Origin of the sequence: Agarivorans sp. JK6, from assembly GCF_045277145.1 — a bacterium.
GTDB classification, from domain to species: domain Bacteria; phylum Pseudomonadota; class Gammaproteobacteria; order Enterobacterales; family Celerinatantimonadaceae; genus Agarivorans; species Agarivorans albus.
Genome location: NZ_CP113525.1, coordinates 2,233,755 through 2,249,700 on the forward strand (window position 1 = coordinate 2,233,755; position 15,946 = coordinate 2,249,700).

A 15,946-nucleotide genomic window follows, 5' to 3' on the forward strand; every position below is an offset into this window, starting at 1 on the left:
AAGACCGGCCGGGGCTGTAGCCCCGGCCACTTAAGGAAGATATATGCCAAACCTAATTATTAGCCGAGAAAGTTCTGGCGCGCTTCAAGCCTATATTGCAAAAAAAGATTTGGAGTTGCCAATTTACTCATTGCAGTTTGATCAACAAGATCAATGGGGTGGGGAAATAGAACTTAGTGACGGCAGCAAATTTTATATTGAGCCAGTAAACCCGGCGCCAAGTTTACCTAAAACCTTTCGTGCAAGACGCGCTTAGTATGCGTTAGTCCTGGTGATGAGATTGATACGCTAAGGAGTACCGATGAAATCAAACATTAACGATAACTTAGCGCTGCGATTGGCTGTGGCGTCTAAAGCGATTCCAGATATTGAACTAAAGCAGTTTGTAGCATTGCTGGTGGGTCACTGCGGCGAACCATTAACCGAGAAAAAGTTAAGAGCGTTAAGCCCTAAAATATTACGCGAAGTATTTCAAAGCTCTCGTTACAGTGTAGAGCGCAGCCAAGTAAATCAATTACACGCAATATTAAGCTCAGAACAAATCAGTCCTATGGAAGCGCCGGTAGTACCGGAGCAGACCTTGCTAAAAGGACCGATTGTGCAACTTGCGGTAAGTTCTAATAATTTGGAGCGCATCGACGGACACTTTGGCTCTTGTTTGCGTTTTCTTATTTATCAAGTGAGTGCTCAAGGTTTTCAGTTAGTAGATGTTCGGCCGGTAATTGAAAATTTAAGTGGCGATGCGCGCACTAGCTACTTAATCGAGTTGATCGGTGACTGCCAATTGCTCGCCACCTTGTCGATAGGCGGGCCTGCTGCTGCTCGGGTGAGCCGCGCAGATATTTTGCCCTTGAAACAACTTACGCCTCAGGCCGCAAGATCTATCTTAGAACGCTTGCAAACAGTGATGGATTGTCCGCCACGTTGGTTAGCTAAGTTGCTAGAAAAGCAGGAGGCAGAAGCATGTCTACTATAGAGCCGGGTGTTACAGCAGAGACGAAGCAATGTTCTTGCAAAGGTGAAGAGCAGCTACATAACCCAAAACACTCATCTAGTTGTCAGTGTAACAGCCACCAGTCAGAAGACTCAAAACCTGAGCATAGCTGCGGGTGTAGGCATGAAGATCACGCTGCCACCGAAGAGCTAAGCCAAAGCCTAATTGATAAGTTAGTGGCAAGCTTGGCCGATAAAAACGATTACCAAGCAAAGCTTAGCTGTTTTAAAAAGCATCATCCAAGCATCCGTATTATCGAGTGTAGTGAAGATGATATGGCTGAACGTGAAGCGTTTATGAGTGCCAGTTATTTTGATTTATTCTTAATGGCTAAAGGCACTACCTGCGCCAGATTAACCAATAGCGTTGATCTAGCTATTGGAGTCGTAATTGCTTTACACGAAGAGTGAGTTATTCAAATAGATTCTTATGTACTGCCTAGTGCCAGCATTAGGCAGTTTGTTTAAACAGGTTAGTAAATATGAGCAGTAATATTACCGATCGCTATGTTTCTTTTTGCAACATCAATTGTGATGAAAATGCAGACCGCCTAATCAGCATGCTTGAACAGCATTTAAACGCAAAAAGGGGGGGCGATCTATGGCTGACTTACTTTCATGATAAACGCGCAGAACAAGCAAAAATGCAGCGAGATAACCTTAATTTTATCGGTAATCAAACTAATCCTTTGTATGAGTACTTCGAAGTTTGTGAAGACACTCAGGCTTTAGAGTTACTTTATAAAATTGAACAAGAGTGCTGTTAAGCGAAATCGCTGCAGTCTCACCTATTTAGCACAACAAAGCTCAGCCTTCTCTTTTTGATTCAGGATGTTAGCTTTATGGGCGCTAAGCAAGGCTATGGTAGTTGATGCAAGCATAGTAAGTACCATTGGCCACAGACTAGTGTGCGAAAGCATAGCGGCTACAGCGCTAATCGCTGCGCCGGCAAAGAACTGAATAGCGCCTAATACTGCCTGGGCGGTGCCAGCGCCTTTACCAAAGTGTTTCAAAAAACATACGTTGGCATTAGACATCGTGCCGCCAGTTGCAGCCATGCAGATAATAAAACCACTTGCCGCAAACCAAAGGTTGTTGGGCGCGAACACGATTGAGGCAACTAACACTGCTGCTCCGACAAATTGCATGGCCAAAAAGCTCACTAACATGTGTTCGGGCTCAGAGTGATTTAAACGATAAGAGTTATAACGGTTAACAATTACAACGCCCACCACGTTTGCAATAAACAACATTGAAAACAGCTGTTCTGAGATCCCAAACTTTACGATATATGCAAACGGCGCATTTGTAATAAAGGTCATCAATACACCGTAGGCAAACGCTTGGGAAATCAAATATCCAAGAGCATGTTTGTGCTTCAATACATCAATAAAACTTACCTTATTGCTTGGGCCATGTTGTGTGTTGGCTTGTATAGGCATAACAGCAATTGCCCATATGGCAACCACACAAGCAAATATCCCCGAACTAATAAATATCCAATGCCAATTAGAGACTTGCAGAATAAAAGTTCCAACAGACGGGGCGATAGATGGGGCTATCATCATAATTAGCATAACTAACGAAAACAGTTTGGCAGCCTCTTTGCCCTCGGCATTGTCTCTAATTACTGCTGGTACTCCTACAACAGCAATACCACCGCCTATTGATTGCAATATTCGCCATAACCAAAACAAGGCTAAATTGTTTGCTAAGGCCAGAAACACACTGCACACAGCAAAGATAAGTAGACCGATCACCATTATTGGTTTGCGACCATATTTATCAGATAAAGGGCCGCCGATAAGTTGCCCTAAAGCCATTCCAAATACGTAAATGCTTACGGTTATCGCCACTAATGAGGTACTAACCCCAAAGTCTGTAGCAATAATCGGGATAGCTGGTAGATAACTATCAATGGCGTACGGCGTCATAGCAAACACTGATGCCAATAAAATAATGAGCTTCTTGGATATTCTCTGTTGCATAAGCTTACCTATTTATCTTTCTAGAAAGATATTATCTGGAGTTTATCTTTCTGGCAAGATATATTGAAAGTGTAGCTTACTAACCGAGAACCGATATTGAAGCATCAAGAAAGCATCGCTAGCATTTTAAGCTCCACCCAAAAAAATTGGCCAGAAGCCTACAGCACTATCACTCCTGCGATACTACGAATGGTTCGCACCCAGCATGCGCTTAGCCAAGCAATGGAACAGCTGATAGGTCAATATCAGCTACAAGCTGCTGATTTTGGTATTTTGGTCACATTAAGGCGACACCCAGCACCTTACTGTTTAACACCTACCGAGTTATACAGTGCTATGTTGTTTAGTTCTGGCGGGCTTACTAAAGTATTGAATCGAGTTACCGAGGCAGGTTTGGTTGAAAGGGTGGACAATCCTGAAGACAAACGCAGTAAGCTGGTTAAGTTGAGCAACAAAGGTAAGCAGCTTATTGAGCGGGTAACACTTGAGCTACATAATCAAGAACAACAGTTTATGTCGGTATTAAGTAGCGATGAACAAAAACAGCTAAACCATTTACTGGCAAAGCTTGCCGGTAGTTAGTTGAGCTAAATAGCTAAAGTAAGCACTTAAGGGCTTACTATTTGTTGTCAATTGGCTAAATAGCAATGCAACCCCAAGTTGGCAACTTGGGTTTTGGCTTACCAGTACTTTTGTTTATTAAGTGCGGCAACACATTGGCTTGCCCCTTTAATATTGGGGATTTCTTGATTGGACAGGCTTTGCGCTAACCATCCTTCAGGGTGGCTTAACTTACATGGTGCTTTGATTTGTTTCTCAGTAATTTGCTTAAAGCCAACTTTGCCATAAAAGTTTGGGTCGCCATAAGTGATTAACAAATCTACATCTAGCTTGCGTAATTGCTCCACACCGTAATTTATCAGCTTTTGGCCCACACCTTGGCCTTGCTGCTTGGTAGCTATAGCCACTGGAGACAATATAAACGCCACGTTGTCGGATGCGAGCAACATGCGACTAAAAAAGATACAACCCACCAGCTCTTCGTTTGTGCTTGCTACAAAGCCGATTAAATCTTGCTCTGGCGTAGTCTCAATCATTTCAGCGACTAAAGCTTTAATTAACTGGCCTTCTTCTGCGCCTTCAGAGTCAGCAAATACTTGTTCAAATAACTGTGTTACGGGGCTCGCTAAACTAACGTTAAAAAGCGATAGTTTCATCACCGGATCCTTTCTAAAGTTTGCAGTAGTTTATAACAAGCAAAATAGTAAAAATTTGCTCTAAACCAAATTAAGCCTCATTGGTTAAGTGGCCAAATTGAGTGAGGTAGGTCTAACATTAATTGAGAACTGCTAGTTGGCTAATTTTTAACGAGTTTTAACGCTATTCATGTGAAAATAAGCTAGTTATACTATTGTTAGTAAATACTGTTTTAATCCAATATTTAAAGGACTTAATGCATGTCGACAACCTGTCTTAATCAGGCTAACACTAGCAGCGAACAAGTTATTCGTCGTTTGTATCAAGTGACAAATGCACATAACGAAGGCTTCGAAGCGCAGATCCTGGCGCTGCTTCAAATGGGCTTAGAGCGTTTTAACTTAGATATCGCAATTTTGTCCAAGATTCAGGGAAACGACTATGTTGTTCAATATTGCGTCACTCCAGAGGCTGTTGAGCTCAAAGCTGGCGATCGTTTTACCTTGGATACCACATACTGTGGAATCACCTGTGAAGCCCAAGCACCGGTAGCGCTAGAATACATTGGTGAACATGATATGTACGCTAGGCACCCGGCCTATAAAGCATTTGGTTTAGAGTCTTACATTGGTATGCCTATTCGATTAAATGGTGAACTCTACGGAACCTTAAATTTTTCTAGTCCTGCTCCTTATCCTCGTCACTTCCAGGAGATTGATATTGATGCGGTGCAATTAATGGCTTCATGGATAGAAGTAGAGCTGATTCGCAGGCAACAAGAAGAACAGCTAAACAAACTTAATCAAAAGCTAAAACGATTAGCGAATTACGACAGTTTAACCGAGATACCAAATCGCCGTGGGATGTACAAAAAGCTAAAGAAAAGTATGAACTTGTTAAGCCGAACTGGCGGCGAGGGCACCTTAGCGATTGTTGATATTGATCACTTCAAAAAACTCAATGATACCTACGGTCATCAGCTTGGTGACAAAGCATTAGTCGAGACCGCGAAGCAAATTAGCAATTCCTTAAGAGACTATGATTTTGTTGCTCGTTTGGGTGGAGAAGAATTCCTAATTTGGTTGCCCAATAGTAATTTAAACGGTTGTGCAAAGGTATTTAGTCGGGTGATGAAGGCGATCGGTAGTATTGAGCTAACAGAAGATCCAATTACTGTATCTATTGGTGCTTATTATCTCGGCTTTAACGAGAGCAGTTTACCCAGTGATTTTGAAATGCTAGCGGACAAAATGATCGCGATTGCTGATCAAGCCCTATATGAAGCCAAAGAAACTGGACGTAATAAGGTAGTAACGCGCAGTGGTTCTATTGAAGACTTTTCTCTTTAATCCTCTTTTGGGTAACTCAAACTAGCTGGTAGCCACATCTTCTTACGATAGTCGCCCAATACTACGGGCGACTCACTCCTTCAATTTTACTCAGTTCGATAAAGTCGCACTATTTCCCACATATTGTTCTAGTCGTTATGGTTTGTAGCAATTACGACAAAGAATCTGCCGTTCAAAGCCGCTAATACCGCTATTCTCCTATGGAATACGCTTTGCAATACAACAATTAATCATTGAGCCAAATAGTTGTTGTGAGGTGTAAGCATGAAGCGAAGCGACATAGCCGAGTTATTAGATGAACCTGCTTGCGAGCATAACACTGGAGAAAAATCTGGCTGTGCTAGACCAGTACCTGGGGCAACCGCAGGCGGTTGTAGTTTTGATGGCGCGCAAATTACCTTGTTACCGATTGCCGATGTTGCCCATATTGTTCATGGGCCTATAGCTTGTGCGGGCAATAGCTGGAACAACCGAGGCACTCGCGCATCGGGCCGCAATTTATTTCGCTTGGGTTTTACTACCGATTTAAACGAGCAAGACGTGATTATGGGTCGGGCCGAAAAGCGTTTGTTACACGCGATAAAAACGGTCATTGAAAAACACTCCCCTCCAGCAGTTTTTGTATATGTCACTTGTGTACCAGCACTTGAAGGAAACGATGTAGAGGCTATTTGTAAATTGGCTCAAAGCCGTTGGAGTATTCCAGTTGTAGCGGTAGATGCTGCAGGCTTTTATGGCAGCAAAAACCTAGGTAACCGGATAGCTGGTGAAGTGATGGTTAAGCAGGTGGTGGGCACCATAGACCCGCCAGAGAAACCTTTTATGCGTCACGATCCAACAAGGCGGGTGAACGATATTGTGTTGATTGGTGAATACAATATTGCAGGTGAATTTTGGCATGTATCTCCGCTATTGGAACGTTTGGGTTATCGAGTATTAAGTTGTATGTCGGGGGATACTCGCTTTCACGAAATACAAACCATGCACCAGGCAGATGTCGCCATGGTGGTGTGTTCCAGAGCGCAAATTAATGTTGCGCGCATGTTGCAAGAACGCTGGAACATTCCGTGGTTCGAAGGCAGTTTTTACGGCATTGAGGATACCTCTGCTTCGTTGCGTAGTTTCGCCGAGTTGTTGGATGACCCTCAAGTTAGCCGAGAAACCGAAGTGCTTATTGCTCAACAAGAAGCGTTAATCCGGCTACAACTACAACCTTACATAGAACGTCTCAAAGGCAAGAAGGCTTTGCTGTATACCGGTGGTGTTAAGTCTTGGTCTATCGTTTCCGCCCTACAAGAGCTAGGTATTAGCGTTGTAGCTACCGGAACCAAGAAATCGACAGCAGAAGACAAAGCAAGAATTAAGCAAATCATGGGTGAAGATGCGCTGATGCTAGATGAAGGTGGCGCCCGAAATCTGCTCAATGTAGCTCAACAACATAACGCCGATTTAATGATTGCCGGCGGGCGTAACATGTATACCGCCTTAAAAGCGCGTCTGCCGTTTCTAGATATTAATCAAGAACGTGAACATGCCTACGCGGGTTATCAAGGCATGCTTACTTTTGCTAAAGAGCTTTGCCGTACCTTAGACAGTGCCATTTGGCCGTTAGTAACCAGTAACCCGCCGTGGACCAGCAGTGCGCCAGTAGGGGAGAAGTAACATGACAAATAAAGTATCAGTTAAACGTAGCGCATTGGTTGAGCAACCTTTAAAAACCAGTGCCGCCACTGGCGCTACATTGGCATGTATGGGTTTAGATAATTCAATTCCTTTAATGCACGGCTCTCAGGGTTGTGGGGCGTTCGCAAAAGTGTATTTGATACAACATTACCGAGAGCCCATTCCGCTGCAAAACACCGCCATTGATCATATCGCAGCTGTTATGGGCGGTGACGACAACTTATCAAGTGCACTTAAATTGCTGTGCGAAAAGCACCAAGCTGCACTTATTGTAGTGATGACAACGGGTTTAACCGAGATGCAGGGCTGCGATGTAACCAGGGTTGTGCGAGAGTTTAAAACGCAACATCCTCAGTTTTCTAAAAAGCGGATTGTAAGCGTAAATACTCCAGATTTTAGCGGGTCTATGCAAAGTGGGTTTGCCAGTACTATTGAAGCCTGCATGCAGCAGTTATTAGTTGAGAAGCAACTAAGTGTGCCAAAACTCGATTCAACCATTCAGCAACTAAATGTTTTTGTGTCCTGTGCTTTAACCAGTGCCGATTTGGAGTTAATAGCCCGCTATTGTGATGCCTTTGGCTTTAACCCGGTGTTAGTCCCCAATCTTAGCGATTCTTTAGACGGGCACTTAGCCGATGATGACTTTTCGGTCACTTCCACAGGTGGCACTGGTTTAAGTCAGCTAGCTAGTTGTATTCACAGTAAAGCAAGTTTGGTGTTTGGTGAGTCGGTGCTGCCAGCTGCAAGTGTGCTAGAAAAGCATTACCAAGTACCCAGTCTATTCATGGGAACAGGAATGGGCATGCAGCAGACCGACCAATTGGTAATGAAACTTGCCGATCTGTCTAACAAACCCGTTCCACAATGGATTACTCGGCAGCGTAAACGGCTACAAGATGCCTTGCTTGATAGTCACTTTTTGTTAAGTGACGCCAAAGTGGCCATTGCCCTTGAGCCAGACCTTGCTGCAGGTTATTGCGAGATTTTTTCTGAGGTAGGAGCAAGTGTTGAGCGAGTGGTTACCACGCTTAATGTGACAAGTTTACCGCAGCTAAAAACGAACAGTGTGGTGGTAGGGGATTTGTCCGATCTAGAACCGTGCGTTGATGAATGTGAGCTGATTGTAGGTAATACCCACTGCGCCAACATGTGCGAACCGCTTACGCCTGTTTTACGCGCGGGATTTCCTTGTCACGACCGGTTTGGTAACAGTGATATTTTGCAAGTGGGCTATGAAGGAGCGCGGCAGCGCTTGTTTGCGATGGCTAACTTACTTAAAGCGAACCATAAAGATGAAGTACCAGCCCATAAAAGTAGCTATCGCTTTGAACCATCTAGCTGCACTCAGCCAGCCTTAAGCTGCTAGGGGTTAACTATGAATGCGATGCAAAGACAGCTAAGAGTGATTGAAGATGGCCAGCAGCGTGAACATGTTTTTAAAGTAGCGTTTGCCAGCGAAAGTAAACATTGTGTCGATCAGCATTTTGGCAGTGCTCATACCTTCTTGGTGTATGGCTTTGGCGAACACCACATTCAACTGTTAGAGGCTCTACAGTTTGACCAAGCAAAACCAGGTCACGACAAAGGCCGTTTAAAACAACGAATTGATGTCTTAGCTGGCTGCGCGGCTGTTTTTAGCAATGCTTGTGGTCATAGCGCAAATGAGTTGCTTAAACAGCAAGGGATTTGCAGTTTAATGGTTGATAGCGACACCGAGCTAAGCGTGTTGTTAGGCGACATTCACTTGCAGTTTGTACATCAACCCCTCCCTTGGATGTACTCCCAAAACCTCGACCCACAACAACAAGAGCAACGTCTCAACGAATTATTAGACGAGCCTTGGTAGGGCAAGATTAACTTTCAAAATAAGGAAATAATAATGAGTGATAAAACATACATGGGCTTAACTCGCGACGGAACGCCCTGGGAGCCACAATTTGTAACAGCGCTAGATCAAGATGCTTGTATAGGCTGTGGGCGTTGCTACAAAGTATGTCCTCGTGACGTATTTGATCTAGTTGAGCGTGAAATTGACGAAGACGATGAAGCGTTTGACGATTATGAAGACGACGTAGTAATGGTGATGGAATTAGCCAACGCTGGCGATTGTATTGGTTGCGCAGCTTGTTCTACCGTTTGCGCCAAAAATTGTCATACCCATACGCCTGCCAGTGCGTTGGTGTAAAGAGGTAGTATCTATGGCGCAGATAAGCATGCAGGTAATTAGTGTCGACAAAGGCAAGGTTGTGTTGCAAGGGCAGCGCGCCAGTGCTTGTACTTCGTGCGCCAGTAAGAGTAGTTGCTTAACCGTTAATCCAGAGTCACCAAACCTACTTAATGCGGAGTTCTCTGCTACTCAAGGTTTAGAACTTGGTCAAAACATTACCCTTAATTGCCAAGATAGCTTTCTACTCAAAGCTATTTTGGCAGCCTTAATGCCTGCATTGCTTGGCTTAATTAGCTTTGCACTGCTAGCCAATCAGCTACTGTTTTTTCTTACACCATCTGTACTTGATATTGCCTGTGCCGGTTTTGCTTGTTTGGGTTTTGTATTGGGCTTGCTGGTAAGTCGACGCTTATCGCGTGGTTTAGCCTCTGAGCTACGCAACAAACTATCGCTTAAGCCCACACCGTAATACTGCCAGGCCGTTTATTGTTTGCGCATGCTTGTCGCTGCTAGGTCTTTGCTGTCAATCAGCTACTATGAAAAATTATTTTTTAGATAATTACTAATGTAATACTTAAAAACTTCCTCTTTATTCACGCTAAATTAGGTCTAAATATTTTTGAAAATGTTTACTTAAATGATCTACTCCTCACTTTATAAATGGCTTTATTAAGTACTATTTATTGCTTAGTAATTATTGTGCTTTTGTAATTTAATTGATTGTTTTTATTGGCTAATTTTTTGTTTCTATTTGTTTTATTTCTAGGCTACTGTTCGGTTTTTGAACTAAATGTGATTAGCCAAAACATAATGGAATATATGATGATTCGTAAAAATAATCTTTCGCTAGGCATTGCCTTGGCGTTTGCTTTTTCGGCGAGCAATGCTGTGCATGCCGTTACAGTAAGTAATGCAGATTTTCGCAATGTTGAGATTCGACATAGCGGAATGTGTATTGATTTGACCGGGGGAAACACTGCTAATTTTTCTGGTTTTAGCCAATGGACTTGCGGAGAAAGCAACAGCAACCAACGGCTTGAGTTTGTTGAGCGCGGCGAGGGTTTTTACAGTATTAAAACCAAAACAAGCCAAAAGTGTTTAGAGGTTGCGAATAGTGACTCTGCAAACGGCGCGCGTATTCAGCAACTAACGTGTGCAGATGCTAGTGTTAATCAGCAATGGTCACTGCAAGATATGAATAATGGTTGGTTTAAACTTAAAAACCGTGCCACCGGAAAATGCCTCGACGTAGCGGGTGCATATACCGAAAAAGGCTCAGAGTTCCACCAATGGGCCTGCTTAGCCGACCATCCTAACCAAGAGTTTCGTTTTATCTTTGATGAAAATGTTGCTAGCGAACCTAGTGGCACCATTACAGTTCAAGCCGCCGACTTTGTAAGTCAAGGTGGCAGTTTTGATGATAATCAGCAAAGCCCAGTAAGCATCTATAGCGTAGCGGGGCAGTCGGCGATTAATTATATTAATAGCGGCGACTTTGTAGATTACAACGTAGATATTGACCGCGCAGGAAAGTACCAGGTTACTTTTAATGTGGGAACAGCGATTACGTCAAACGTAATGATTGAGCTTTTAGTATTAGAAAATGGCAGCTGGGTGTCTTACGCTCAAGCGTCGGTTCCTGCTTATGGCTGGGACAATTTTACTGAACTTAGCCCAGCTAACGAAGTGTCTTTAGCGGCCGGCACGCAAAAGTTACGTATTCACGCGCTGGGTAGCAATGACTGGCAGTGGAACTTAGCGTCGTTTACATTGGAATGGCAAGGTGAGCCTACAGACCCGGTTGATCCACCTTTGCTAGATAGCGATGGCGATGGGGTACTCGACGTAAATGATTTATGCCCTAACACTCCAGCCAACCAGCCTGTAAATCAAGATGGCTGTGCGCAATCGCAACTTGATGATGACAATGATGGTGTCAGCAATGATGTTGATCAATGTCCTAACACACCTCCTGGCGTTACCGTTGATAACACCGGATGCGAGCCAAACTCTCCTGGAGTAATAGATGTAAATACCGCTGATGCTAACTTGCCAAGCTTTGTATCGTTTAACAATACTACCCCCTTAGGCAAGCGCTGGGAAAAAGTAGAAAGTTTGTCCGACGAGTTTGAGTTTTGGAATGGTGCTAAATGGATAAAAACCAACTGGAACTATGGCAATACTCCGGTAAACATGTTGAACAAAAACTCAGGTGTGTCGGATGGTAAGCTTTGGATACAAGCAACCTTAAATGCTGATAGTCCTAATCAGTGGTTCGAAACTTCTCGTGTACGTTCAGTAGCAAAAATTAAGTTTCCTATGTACACAGAGAGCCGCATTAAGGTGGCTAATATTTCCGCCTACAGTACTTTTTGGTTAAACAATGGCGATATAAATAATCGAGACGAAATCGATATTATCGAAATTAACCCGGTTCCTACCTGTAATTGTCAGCCAGACTTCCCGTGGAAGATGAACTCTCAGTACTTTATTGCTAAGAATGGTTCAACCGAAAGAAATCATGGCAACTCAGACAACCGTACCGATTTGTCAGATGAAAACACCTTGCAAGGTGTGTTGTGGACAGATGATTACCATGTATTTGGTGCATGGTGGAAAGATGAACACACTGTGCAGTTTTATCTAAACGGTGAACCGGTTAATAAAGTCACTACACAACAGCCGTTTACACTAGAGCAGTTTGTTATTTGGGACTTATGGAGCCAAGACTCAAGTTGGGTAGGTGGTTTGCCGCAAAAAACAGACTTGCTTAACGATAACAACAACACCATGAAGGTTGATTGGATCCGTACTTGGAAACTCGTTGACGAATAAACTATAGGCGTAATTATTACGCGTTAATAAAAAGAGCTTATCGGCAACGGTAAGCTCTTTTTCTTTCTAAATTAGCATTAAGCAAAGCGAATCCAGAGTTGTTTGTATCCTGAAACCGGATTGTTGGTTTACAAATTGTCGTTTAACCCAACAATGTGATGTCGCAAATCTTACAAGGCTACCTAAATGTGATGTAACTCACACTGGTTTTGGCTGTTAAAAAAGTAAATAAACTAATAAATACAGTAATTTATCTTACTTTTCTTATCCGGTACTTCACTTGCAATAGTTTAGTTGGGAGATAACCCGTTGTTGATGAGTTTGCTGCCAATGAGCAAGAAACGCTGTGTTCTAGGTTCCCAATGGCTTATCAACACTCAGTTTTAGGCAGCATGTGTCTTTAGCAACGGGTTATCGCCACTACCAATTTATATAACATTGTGGGGTAGCGTATGTGGAATTATTCAGAAAAAGTTAAACAGCATTTCTTCACACCTAAAAATGCTAAAGCTGTCGACCATGCAAACGCTATTGGCGATGTGGGTTCAATCTCCTGCGGTGACGCTTTACGCTTAAGCCTTAAAGTGAATCCCGATAGTGACGTGATAGAAGATGCCGGTTTTCAAACCTTTGGTTGTGGAAGCGCTATTGCTTCTTCATCTGCTTTAACTGAAATGATCATCGGCCGAACCATCGACCAAGCAATGAGTATTTCTAATCAAGACATTGCCGATTACCTAGATGGTTTGCCGCCAGAAAAAATGCATTGTTCAGTGATGGGAATGGAAGCCTTGCATGCTGCAGTTGCGCAATATCGTGGCGAAGAAGTAGCGGAAGAACACGAAGAAGGTGAATTGATTTGTAAGTGTTTTGCCATCGACGATGCGCTTATCAAGCGGGTGGTTGCGCAAAACAAACTAGAGACCTTAGACGAGGTTATCAATTACACCAAAGCTGGCGGGGCCTGTGCTGCCTGCCATGAAAAAATTGAGTGGGTATTAGAAGAATGCCTAGGAGCGCCCTTGGCGGAGCCTGAAGTAGCAAAAGCAAGCCCAGTGGCTGCCACTAGCATTGTGGCGCGGATAAGAATTATTGAACAAGCACTGGAGCAAGTTCGTCCGCAGTTACAAGCTGATGGTGGAGATGTTCAGCTGTCTGATGTAGATGATGACATGGTGTTTGTATCGTTAACCGGTGCCTGTTCTGGCTGCGGTTTGTCTGCGGGAACACTTGCGATGATCGAGCAAAAGATCAGCCAAGCCCTTGGCGAAACCATCACCGTTTATCCCGTTGGCGCAGCTAGCTTAGCGTAAGGAGCACTAGTATGAGTAACTTAACCACTTTAACAACCGAATCCGAGTTAGCGTATTTAGATAACAACGCCACCACGCAAGTGGACCAAGCAGTGTTACAAGAAATGCTACCTTTTCTTAGCGAGTTTTATGGCAACCCTTCTTCTATACATCGCTTCGGCAGCCAAGTCGGTCAAGCGATTGAACAGGCTAGGGAGCAGGTTCAAAAGCTTATTGGCGCAAGCCATGCTAGTGAGGTGATCTTTACCTCTTGTGCAACAGAGGCCAGCGCAACCGCTATCCTTTCAGCGGTTGAGGCTTACCCAAAGCGCAAAGAAATTGTTACGTCAGTTATCGAGCATCCCGCTACCTTACAGTTGTGTCAAATGCTTGAGCGCAAAGGCTACACCATTCATTGGATTGGCGTGGATCAACGTGGCCGTTTAGATATGGAAGCCTACAAAGCCGCGCTAAGTGAAAACGTAGCCGTTGCAAGTTTTATGTGGGCAAACAATGAAACCGGTAGTTTGTTTCCTATTCGCGGTATGGCGGAGTTAGCTAAGCAGCACGGTATCGTTTTTCATACCGATGCAGTGCAAGTGGCTGGCAAGCTGCCAATTCAAGTTGCCGATAGTGGCATAGATTTATTGTCTATTTCTGGTCACAAGTTTCATGCACCAAAAGGCATTGGTGCTTTGTATTTACGCCGCGGCGCTAAGTTTAGACCGCTATTGCGTGGTGGTCACCAAGAACGAGGGCGTCGAGCGGGTACTGAAAACAGCAGCGGAATTGTAGGTCTAGGTAAAGCTGCCGAACTAGCAATGCAATCTATCGAGCAAGATTCTGCGCGCATAAAGCTAATGCGTGACCGGCTAGAAATGGGCTTGTTAGCGCGAGTGCCTAATTGCTTTGTTACCGGCGACCCAAAACATCGCGTACCCAATACCAGCAATATTGCTTTTGAATTTGTCGAGGGCGAGTCGATATTGTTGATGTTAGATCAACACGGTATTGCCGCATCCTCTGGTTCGGCGTGTACTTCAGGTTCGTTAGAGCCATCTCACGTAATGCGGGCAATGGAAATTCCTTATACCGCAGCGCATGGCGCGATTCGCTTCTCTCTTTCTCGCTTTACTACCGAGGCCATGGTTGACCAAGTGCTTGCAGTACTGCCAGGGATTGTTGAAAAGCTTCGCATGTTATCGCCGTATTGGGATGTGACTAGCAATCAGCCAGCGAGCGAAAGCTTTAGTCCGGTTTATGCCTAGGTGTTAACTCAGAAGGACTCATTATGTTGATCATCAATGACACCACCTTACGTGATGGCGAGCAAACCGCTGGGGTGGCTTTTAATGGCGAAGAAAAACTCGCCATTGCCACCAGTTTGGAGCAAGCAGGGATAACTGAGCTTGAAGTTGGCGTGCCAGCAATGGGCGACTCTGAACGGGATGTTATTAAAGCCCTTTGCGATGAACTAACGCATGCAAAAACCATGGGTTGGAGCCGTTTACACCAGCATGATATCTCGCTGGCAAAAGGCCTAGGTTTAGATTTGATCGACATCTCTATTCCTGCGTCTAAGCAGCAACGCGAATCTAAGCTGCAGCTTTCTACTGCTCAGCTTTTTGTCCAATTGGAGCGGGGCATTAAACAGGCTTTAGCGCTTGGCTTGGATGTTTGTGTTGGCATGGAAGACGCGTCACGCGCCAGTTTAGAAGAGTTATATATTATTGCCGAGAAAGCCCAAGGTTTTGGTGCACAGCGCTTACGTTTTGCCGACACTCTGGGCTTGTTAGACCCTTTTGCTACAGAAGTGTTTATTGGCAGCCTTAAGCAACGAAGCGACCTACAAATTGAAATGCATGCGCATAACGATTTAGGCATGGCAACAGCGAATACCTTAGCTGCAGTTAAAGCCGGCGCCGATTCGGTGAATACCACGGTAATTGGTTTGGGAGAAAGGGCCGGTAATGCCGCGTTAGAAGAAGTGCTTATGGCGCTAAATGTTACCCAACTAGCCGGCAATAAGGCGATACCTGCAGTAGAACTAAAATTGCTAAACCCTATTTGTGAGTTAGTTGCCAAGGCCTCTGGCCGTAAGCTTGGGCTTAGTAAGAGCATAGTGGGCAAACAGGTATTTACTCATGAGTCTGGCATCCATGTAGATGGCTTGCTTAAAGATCCCAATAACTACCAAGCTTTTGCGCCAGAGATTATCGGCCGTAAACACAGCGTTGTATTAGGTAAACACTCTGGTGTGGCTGCCATTAAATCGGTTTATCAAGATTTAGGCATTGCCCTCAATTTTGCTCAATGTCAGGCATTACGTTCGGTTTTAAGTGCATGGGCAGAAGTTAACAAACGTAGCCCTAATGCCAAAGAGCTATTGAGCTTTTATCGGCAGAGCATTAATCAGCACTTAGACGCCGTGTGTATTTAAGC

17 protein-coding genes are annotated in these 15,946 nt (G+C 44.1%); 15 read left to right on the top strand and 2 right to left on the bottom strand.

What is annotated here, in order from left to right:
• Positions 1 to 43 precede the first annotated feature (43 nt).
• The 4 genes from nifT (at position 44) to cowN (ending at position 1,760) form a co-directional block, all read left to right on the top strand.
• Positions 44 to 256, top strand: a complete 213-nt coding sequence (gene nifT / locus OV592_RS10350) for a putative nitrogen fixation protein NifT (RefSeq protein ID WP_406611321.1) — start codon at positions 44 to 46, stop codon at positions 254 to 256.
• Positions 257 to 301: 45 nt separating this feature from the next.
• Positions 302 to 976, top strand: coding sequence for a NifB/NifX family molybdenum-iron cluster-binding protein (locus OV592_RS10355; protein ID WP_406611322.1), 675 nt, complete (start codon positions 302 to 304; stop codon positions 974 to 976).
• Complete coding sequence (locus OV592_RS10360) at positions 964 to 1,404, top strand: hypothetical protein (RefSeq protein ID WP_406611323.1); 441 nt, start codon at positions 964 to 966, stop codon at positions 1,402 to 1,404. The genes OV592_RS10355 and OV592_RS10360 overlap by 13 nt, the downstream gene beginning before the upstream one ends.
• Before the next feature lie 71 nt (positions 1,405 to 1,475).
• Positions 1,476 to 1,760 carry a N(2)-fixation sustaining protein CowN gene (cowN, locus tag OV592_RS10365; RefSeq protein WP_406611324.1) on the top strand — a complete coding sequence of 95 codons (285 nt, stop codon included), beginning with the start codon at positions 1,476 to 1,478 and terminating at the stop codon, positions 1,758 to 1,760.
• Between the two features lie 21 nt (positions 1,761 to 1,781).
• Here cowN and OV592_RS10370 read toward each other — a convergent pair whose 3' ends face one another.
• Complete coding sequence (locus OV592_RS10370; RefSeq protein WP_406611325.1) at positions 1,782 to 2,981, bottom strand: multidrug effflux MFS transporter; 1,200 nt, start codon at positions 2,979 to 2,981, stop codon at positions 1,782 to 1,784.
• A 96-nt stretch (positions 2,982 to 3,077) separates the two neighbouring features.
• On the opposite strand from OV592_RS10370, the gene OV592_RS10375 reads away from it, so the two are divergent.
• Entirely contained in the window at positions 3,078 to 3,563 is a 486-nt protein-coding gene (locus OV592_RS10375; RefSeq protein WP_406611326.1) for a MarR family winged helix-turn-helix transcriptional regulator, read from the top strand.
• A gap of 98 nt (positions 3,564 to 3,661) precedes the next feature.
• Here the strand turns inward: OV592_RS10375 and OV592_RS10380 are convergent, their stop codons facing one another.
• Entirely contained in the window at positions 3,662 to 4,198 is a 537-nt protein-coding gene (locus OV592_RS10380; RefSeq protein ID WP_406611327.1) for a GNAT family N-acetyltransferase, read from the bottom strand.
• Between the two features lie 240 nt (positions 4,199 to 4,438).
• Between OV592_RS10380 and OV592_RS10385 the strand changes: the two genes are divergently transcribed.
• From OV592_RS10385 to nifV, 10 genes are all read left to right on the top strand, one after another.
• Entirely contained in the window at positions 4,439 to 5,527 is a 1,089-nt protein-coding gene (locus OV592_RS10385) for a diguanylate cyclase (protein WP_406611328.1), read from the top strand.
• Between the two features lie 264 nt (positions 5,528 to 5,791).
• Complete coding sequence (gene nifE / locus OV592_RS10390) at positions 5,792 to 7,189, top strand: nitrogenase iron-molybdenum cofactor biosynthesis protein NifE (RefSeq protein WP_406611329.1); 1,398 nt, start codon at positions 5,792 to 5,794, stop codon at positions 7,187 to 7,189.
• A gap of 1 nt (position 7,190) precedes the next feature.
• Entirely contained in the window at positions 7,191 to 8,576 is a 1,386-nt protein-coding gene (nifN, locus tag OV592_RS10395) for a nitrogenase iron-molybdenum cofactor biosynthesis protein NifN (RefSeq protein ID WP_406611330.1), read from the top strand.
• 9 nt (positions 8,577 to 8,585) lie between these two features.
• Entirely contained in the window at positions 8,586 to 9,056 is a 471-nt protein-coding gene (locus tag OV592_RS10400) for a NifB/NifX family molybdenum-iron cluster-binding protein (protein ID WP_406611331.1), read from the top strand.
• A 33-nt stretch (positions 9,057 to 9,089) separates the two neighbouring features.
• Positions 9,090 to 9,395, top strand: a complete 306-nt coding sequence (fdxB, locus tag OV592_RS10405) for a ferredoxin III, nif-specific (protein ID WP_152784799.1) — start codon at positions 9,090 to 9,092, stop codon at positions 9,393 to 9,395.
• A 13-nt stretch (positions 9,396 to 9,408) separates the two neighbouring features.
• Positions 9,409 to 9,846 (top strand): SoxR reducing system RseC family protein, encoded by a 438-nt coding sequence (locus OV592_RS10410; protein WP_406611332.1) that lies wholly within the window; start codon positions 9,409 to 9,411, stop codon positions 9,844 to 9,846.
• A 350-nt stretch (positions 9,847 to 10,196) separates the two neighbouring features.
• Positions 10,197 to 12,212: an RICIN domain-containing protein gene (locus OV592_RS10415; protein WP_406611333.1), complete on the top strand. Its 2,016-nt coding sequence runs from the start codon at positions 10,197 to 10,199 to the stop codon at positions 12,210 to 12,212.
• Between the two features lie 452 nt (positions 12,213 to 12,664).
• Positions 12,665 to 13,525 carry a Fe-S cluster assembly protein NifU gene (gene nifU, locus OV592_RS10420; protein ID WP_016401554.1) on the top strand — a complete coding sequence of 287 codons (861 nt, stop codon included), beginning with the start codon at positions 12,665 to 12,667 and terminating at the stop codon, positions 13,523 to 13,525.
• 11 nt (positions 13,526 to 13,536) lie between these two features.
• Positions 13,537 to 14,772 carry a cysteine desulfurase NifS gene (gene nifS / locus OV592_RS10425; RefSeq protein ID WP_406611334.1) on the top strand — a complete coding sequence of 412 codons (1,236 nt, stop codon included), beginning with the start codon at positions 13,537 to 13,539 and terminating at the stop codon, positions 14,770 to 14,772.
• Positions 14,773 to 14,795: 23 nt separating this feature from the next.
• A complete protein-coding gene (gene nifV / locus OV592_RS10430) occupies positions 14,796 to 15,944 on the top strand; it encodes a homocitrate synthase (RefSeq protein ID WP_406611335.1) in 1,149 nt (382 codons plus the stop codon).
• Positions 15,945 to 15,946 lie beyond the last annotated feature (2 nt).

Bases quoted from the DNA above. Each gene is read 5' to 3' on its own strand.
- OV592_RS10370 (WP_406611325.1), bottom strand. From the start codon at position 2,981: ATGCAACAGAGAATATCCAAGAAGCTCATTATTTTATTGGCATCAGTG.
- OV592_RS10355 (WP_406611322.1), top strand. From the start codon at position 302: ATGAAATCAAACATTAACGATAACTTAGCGCTGCGATTGGCTGTGGCG.
- OV592_RS10400 (WP_406611331.1), top strand. From the start codon at position 8,586: ATGAATGCGATGCAAAGACAGCTAAGAGTGATTGAAGATGGCCAGCAG.
- OV592_RS10410 (WP_406611332.1), top strand. From the start codon at position 9,409: ATGGCGCAGATAAGCATGCAGGTAATTAGTGTCGACAAAGGCAAGGTT.
- nifU (WP_016401554.1), top strand. From the start codon at position 12,665: ATGTGGAATTATTCAGAAAAAGTTAAACAGCATTTCTTCACACCTAAA.
- OV592_RS10380 (WP_406611327.1), bottom strand. From the start codon at position 4,198: ATGAAACTATCGCTTTTTAACGTTAGTTTAGCGAGCCCCGTAACACAG.
- nifV (WP_406611335.1), top strand. From the start codon at position 14,796: ATGTTGATCATCAATGACACCACCTTACGTGATGGCGAGCAAACCGCT.
- OV592_RS10415 (WP_406611333.1), top strand. From the start codon at position 10,197: ATGATGATTCGTAAAAATAATCTTTCGCTAGGCATTGCCTTGGCGTTT.
- nifT (WP_406611321.1), top strand. From the start codon at position 44: ATGCCAAACCTAATTATTAGCCGAGAAAGTTCTGGCGCGCTTCAAGCC.
- nifN (WP_406611330.1), top strand. From the start codon at position 7,191: ATGACAAATAAAGTATCAGTTAAACGTAGCGCATTGGTTGAGCAACCT.
- cowN (WP_406611324.1), top strand. From the start codon at position 1,476: ATGAGCAGTAATATTACCGATCGCTATGTTTCTTTTTGCAACATCAAT.
- nifE (WP_406611329.1), top strand. From the start codon at position 5,792: ATGAAGCGAAGCGACATAGCCGAGTTATTAGATGAACCTGCTTGCGAG.
- fdxB (WP_152784799.1), top strand. From the start codon at position 9,090: ATGAGTGATAAAACATACATGGGCTTAACTCGCGACGGAACGCCCTGG.
- nifS (WP_406611334.1), top strand. From the start codon at position 13,537: ATGAGTAACTTAACCACTTTAACAACCGAATCCGAGTTAGCGTATTTA.
- OV592_RS10360 (WP_406611323.1), top strand. From the start codon at position 964: ATGTCTACTATAGAGCCGGGTGTTACAGCAGAGACGAAGCAATGTTCT.
- OV592_RS10385 (WP_406611328.1), top strand. From the start codon at position 4,439: ATGTCGACAACCTGTCTTAATCAGGCTAACACTAGCAGCGAACAAGTT.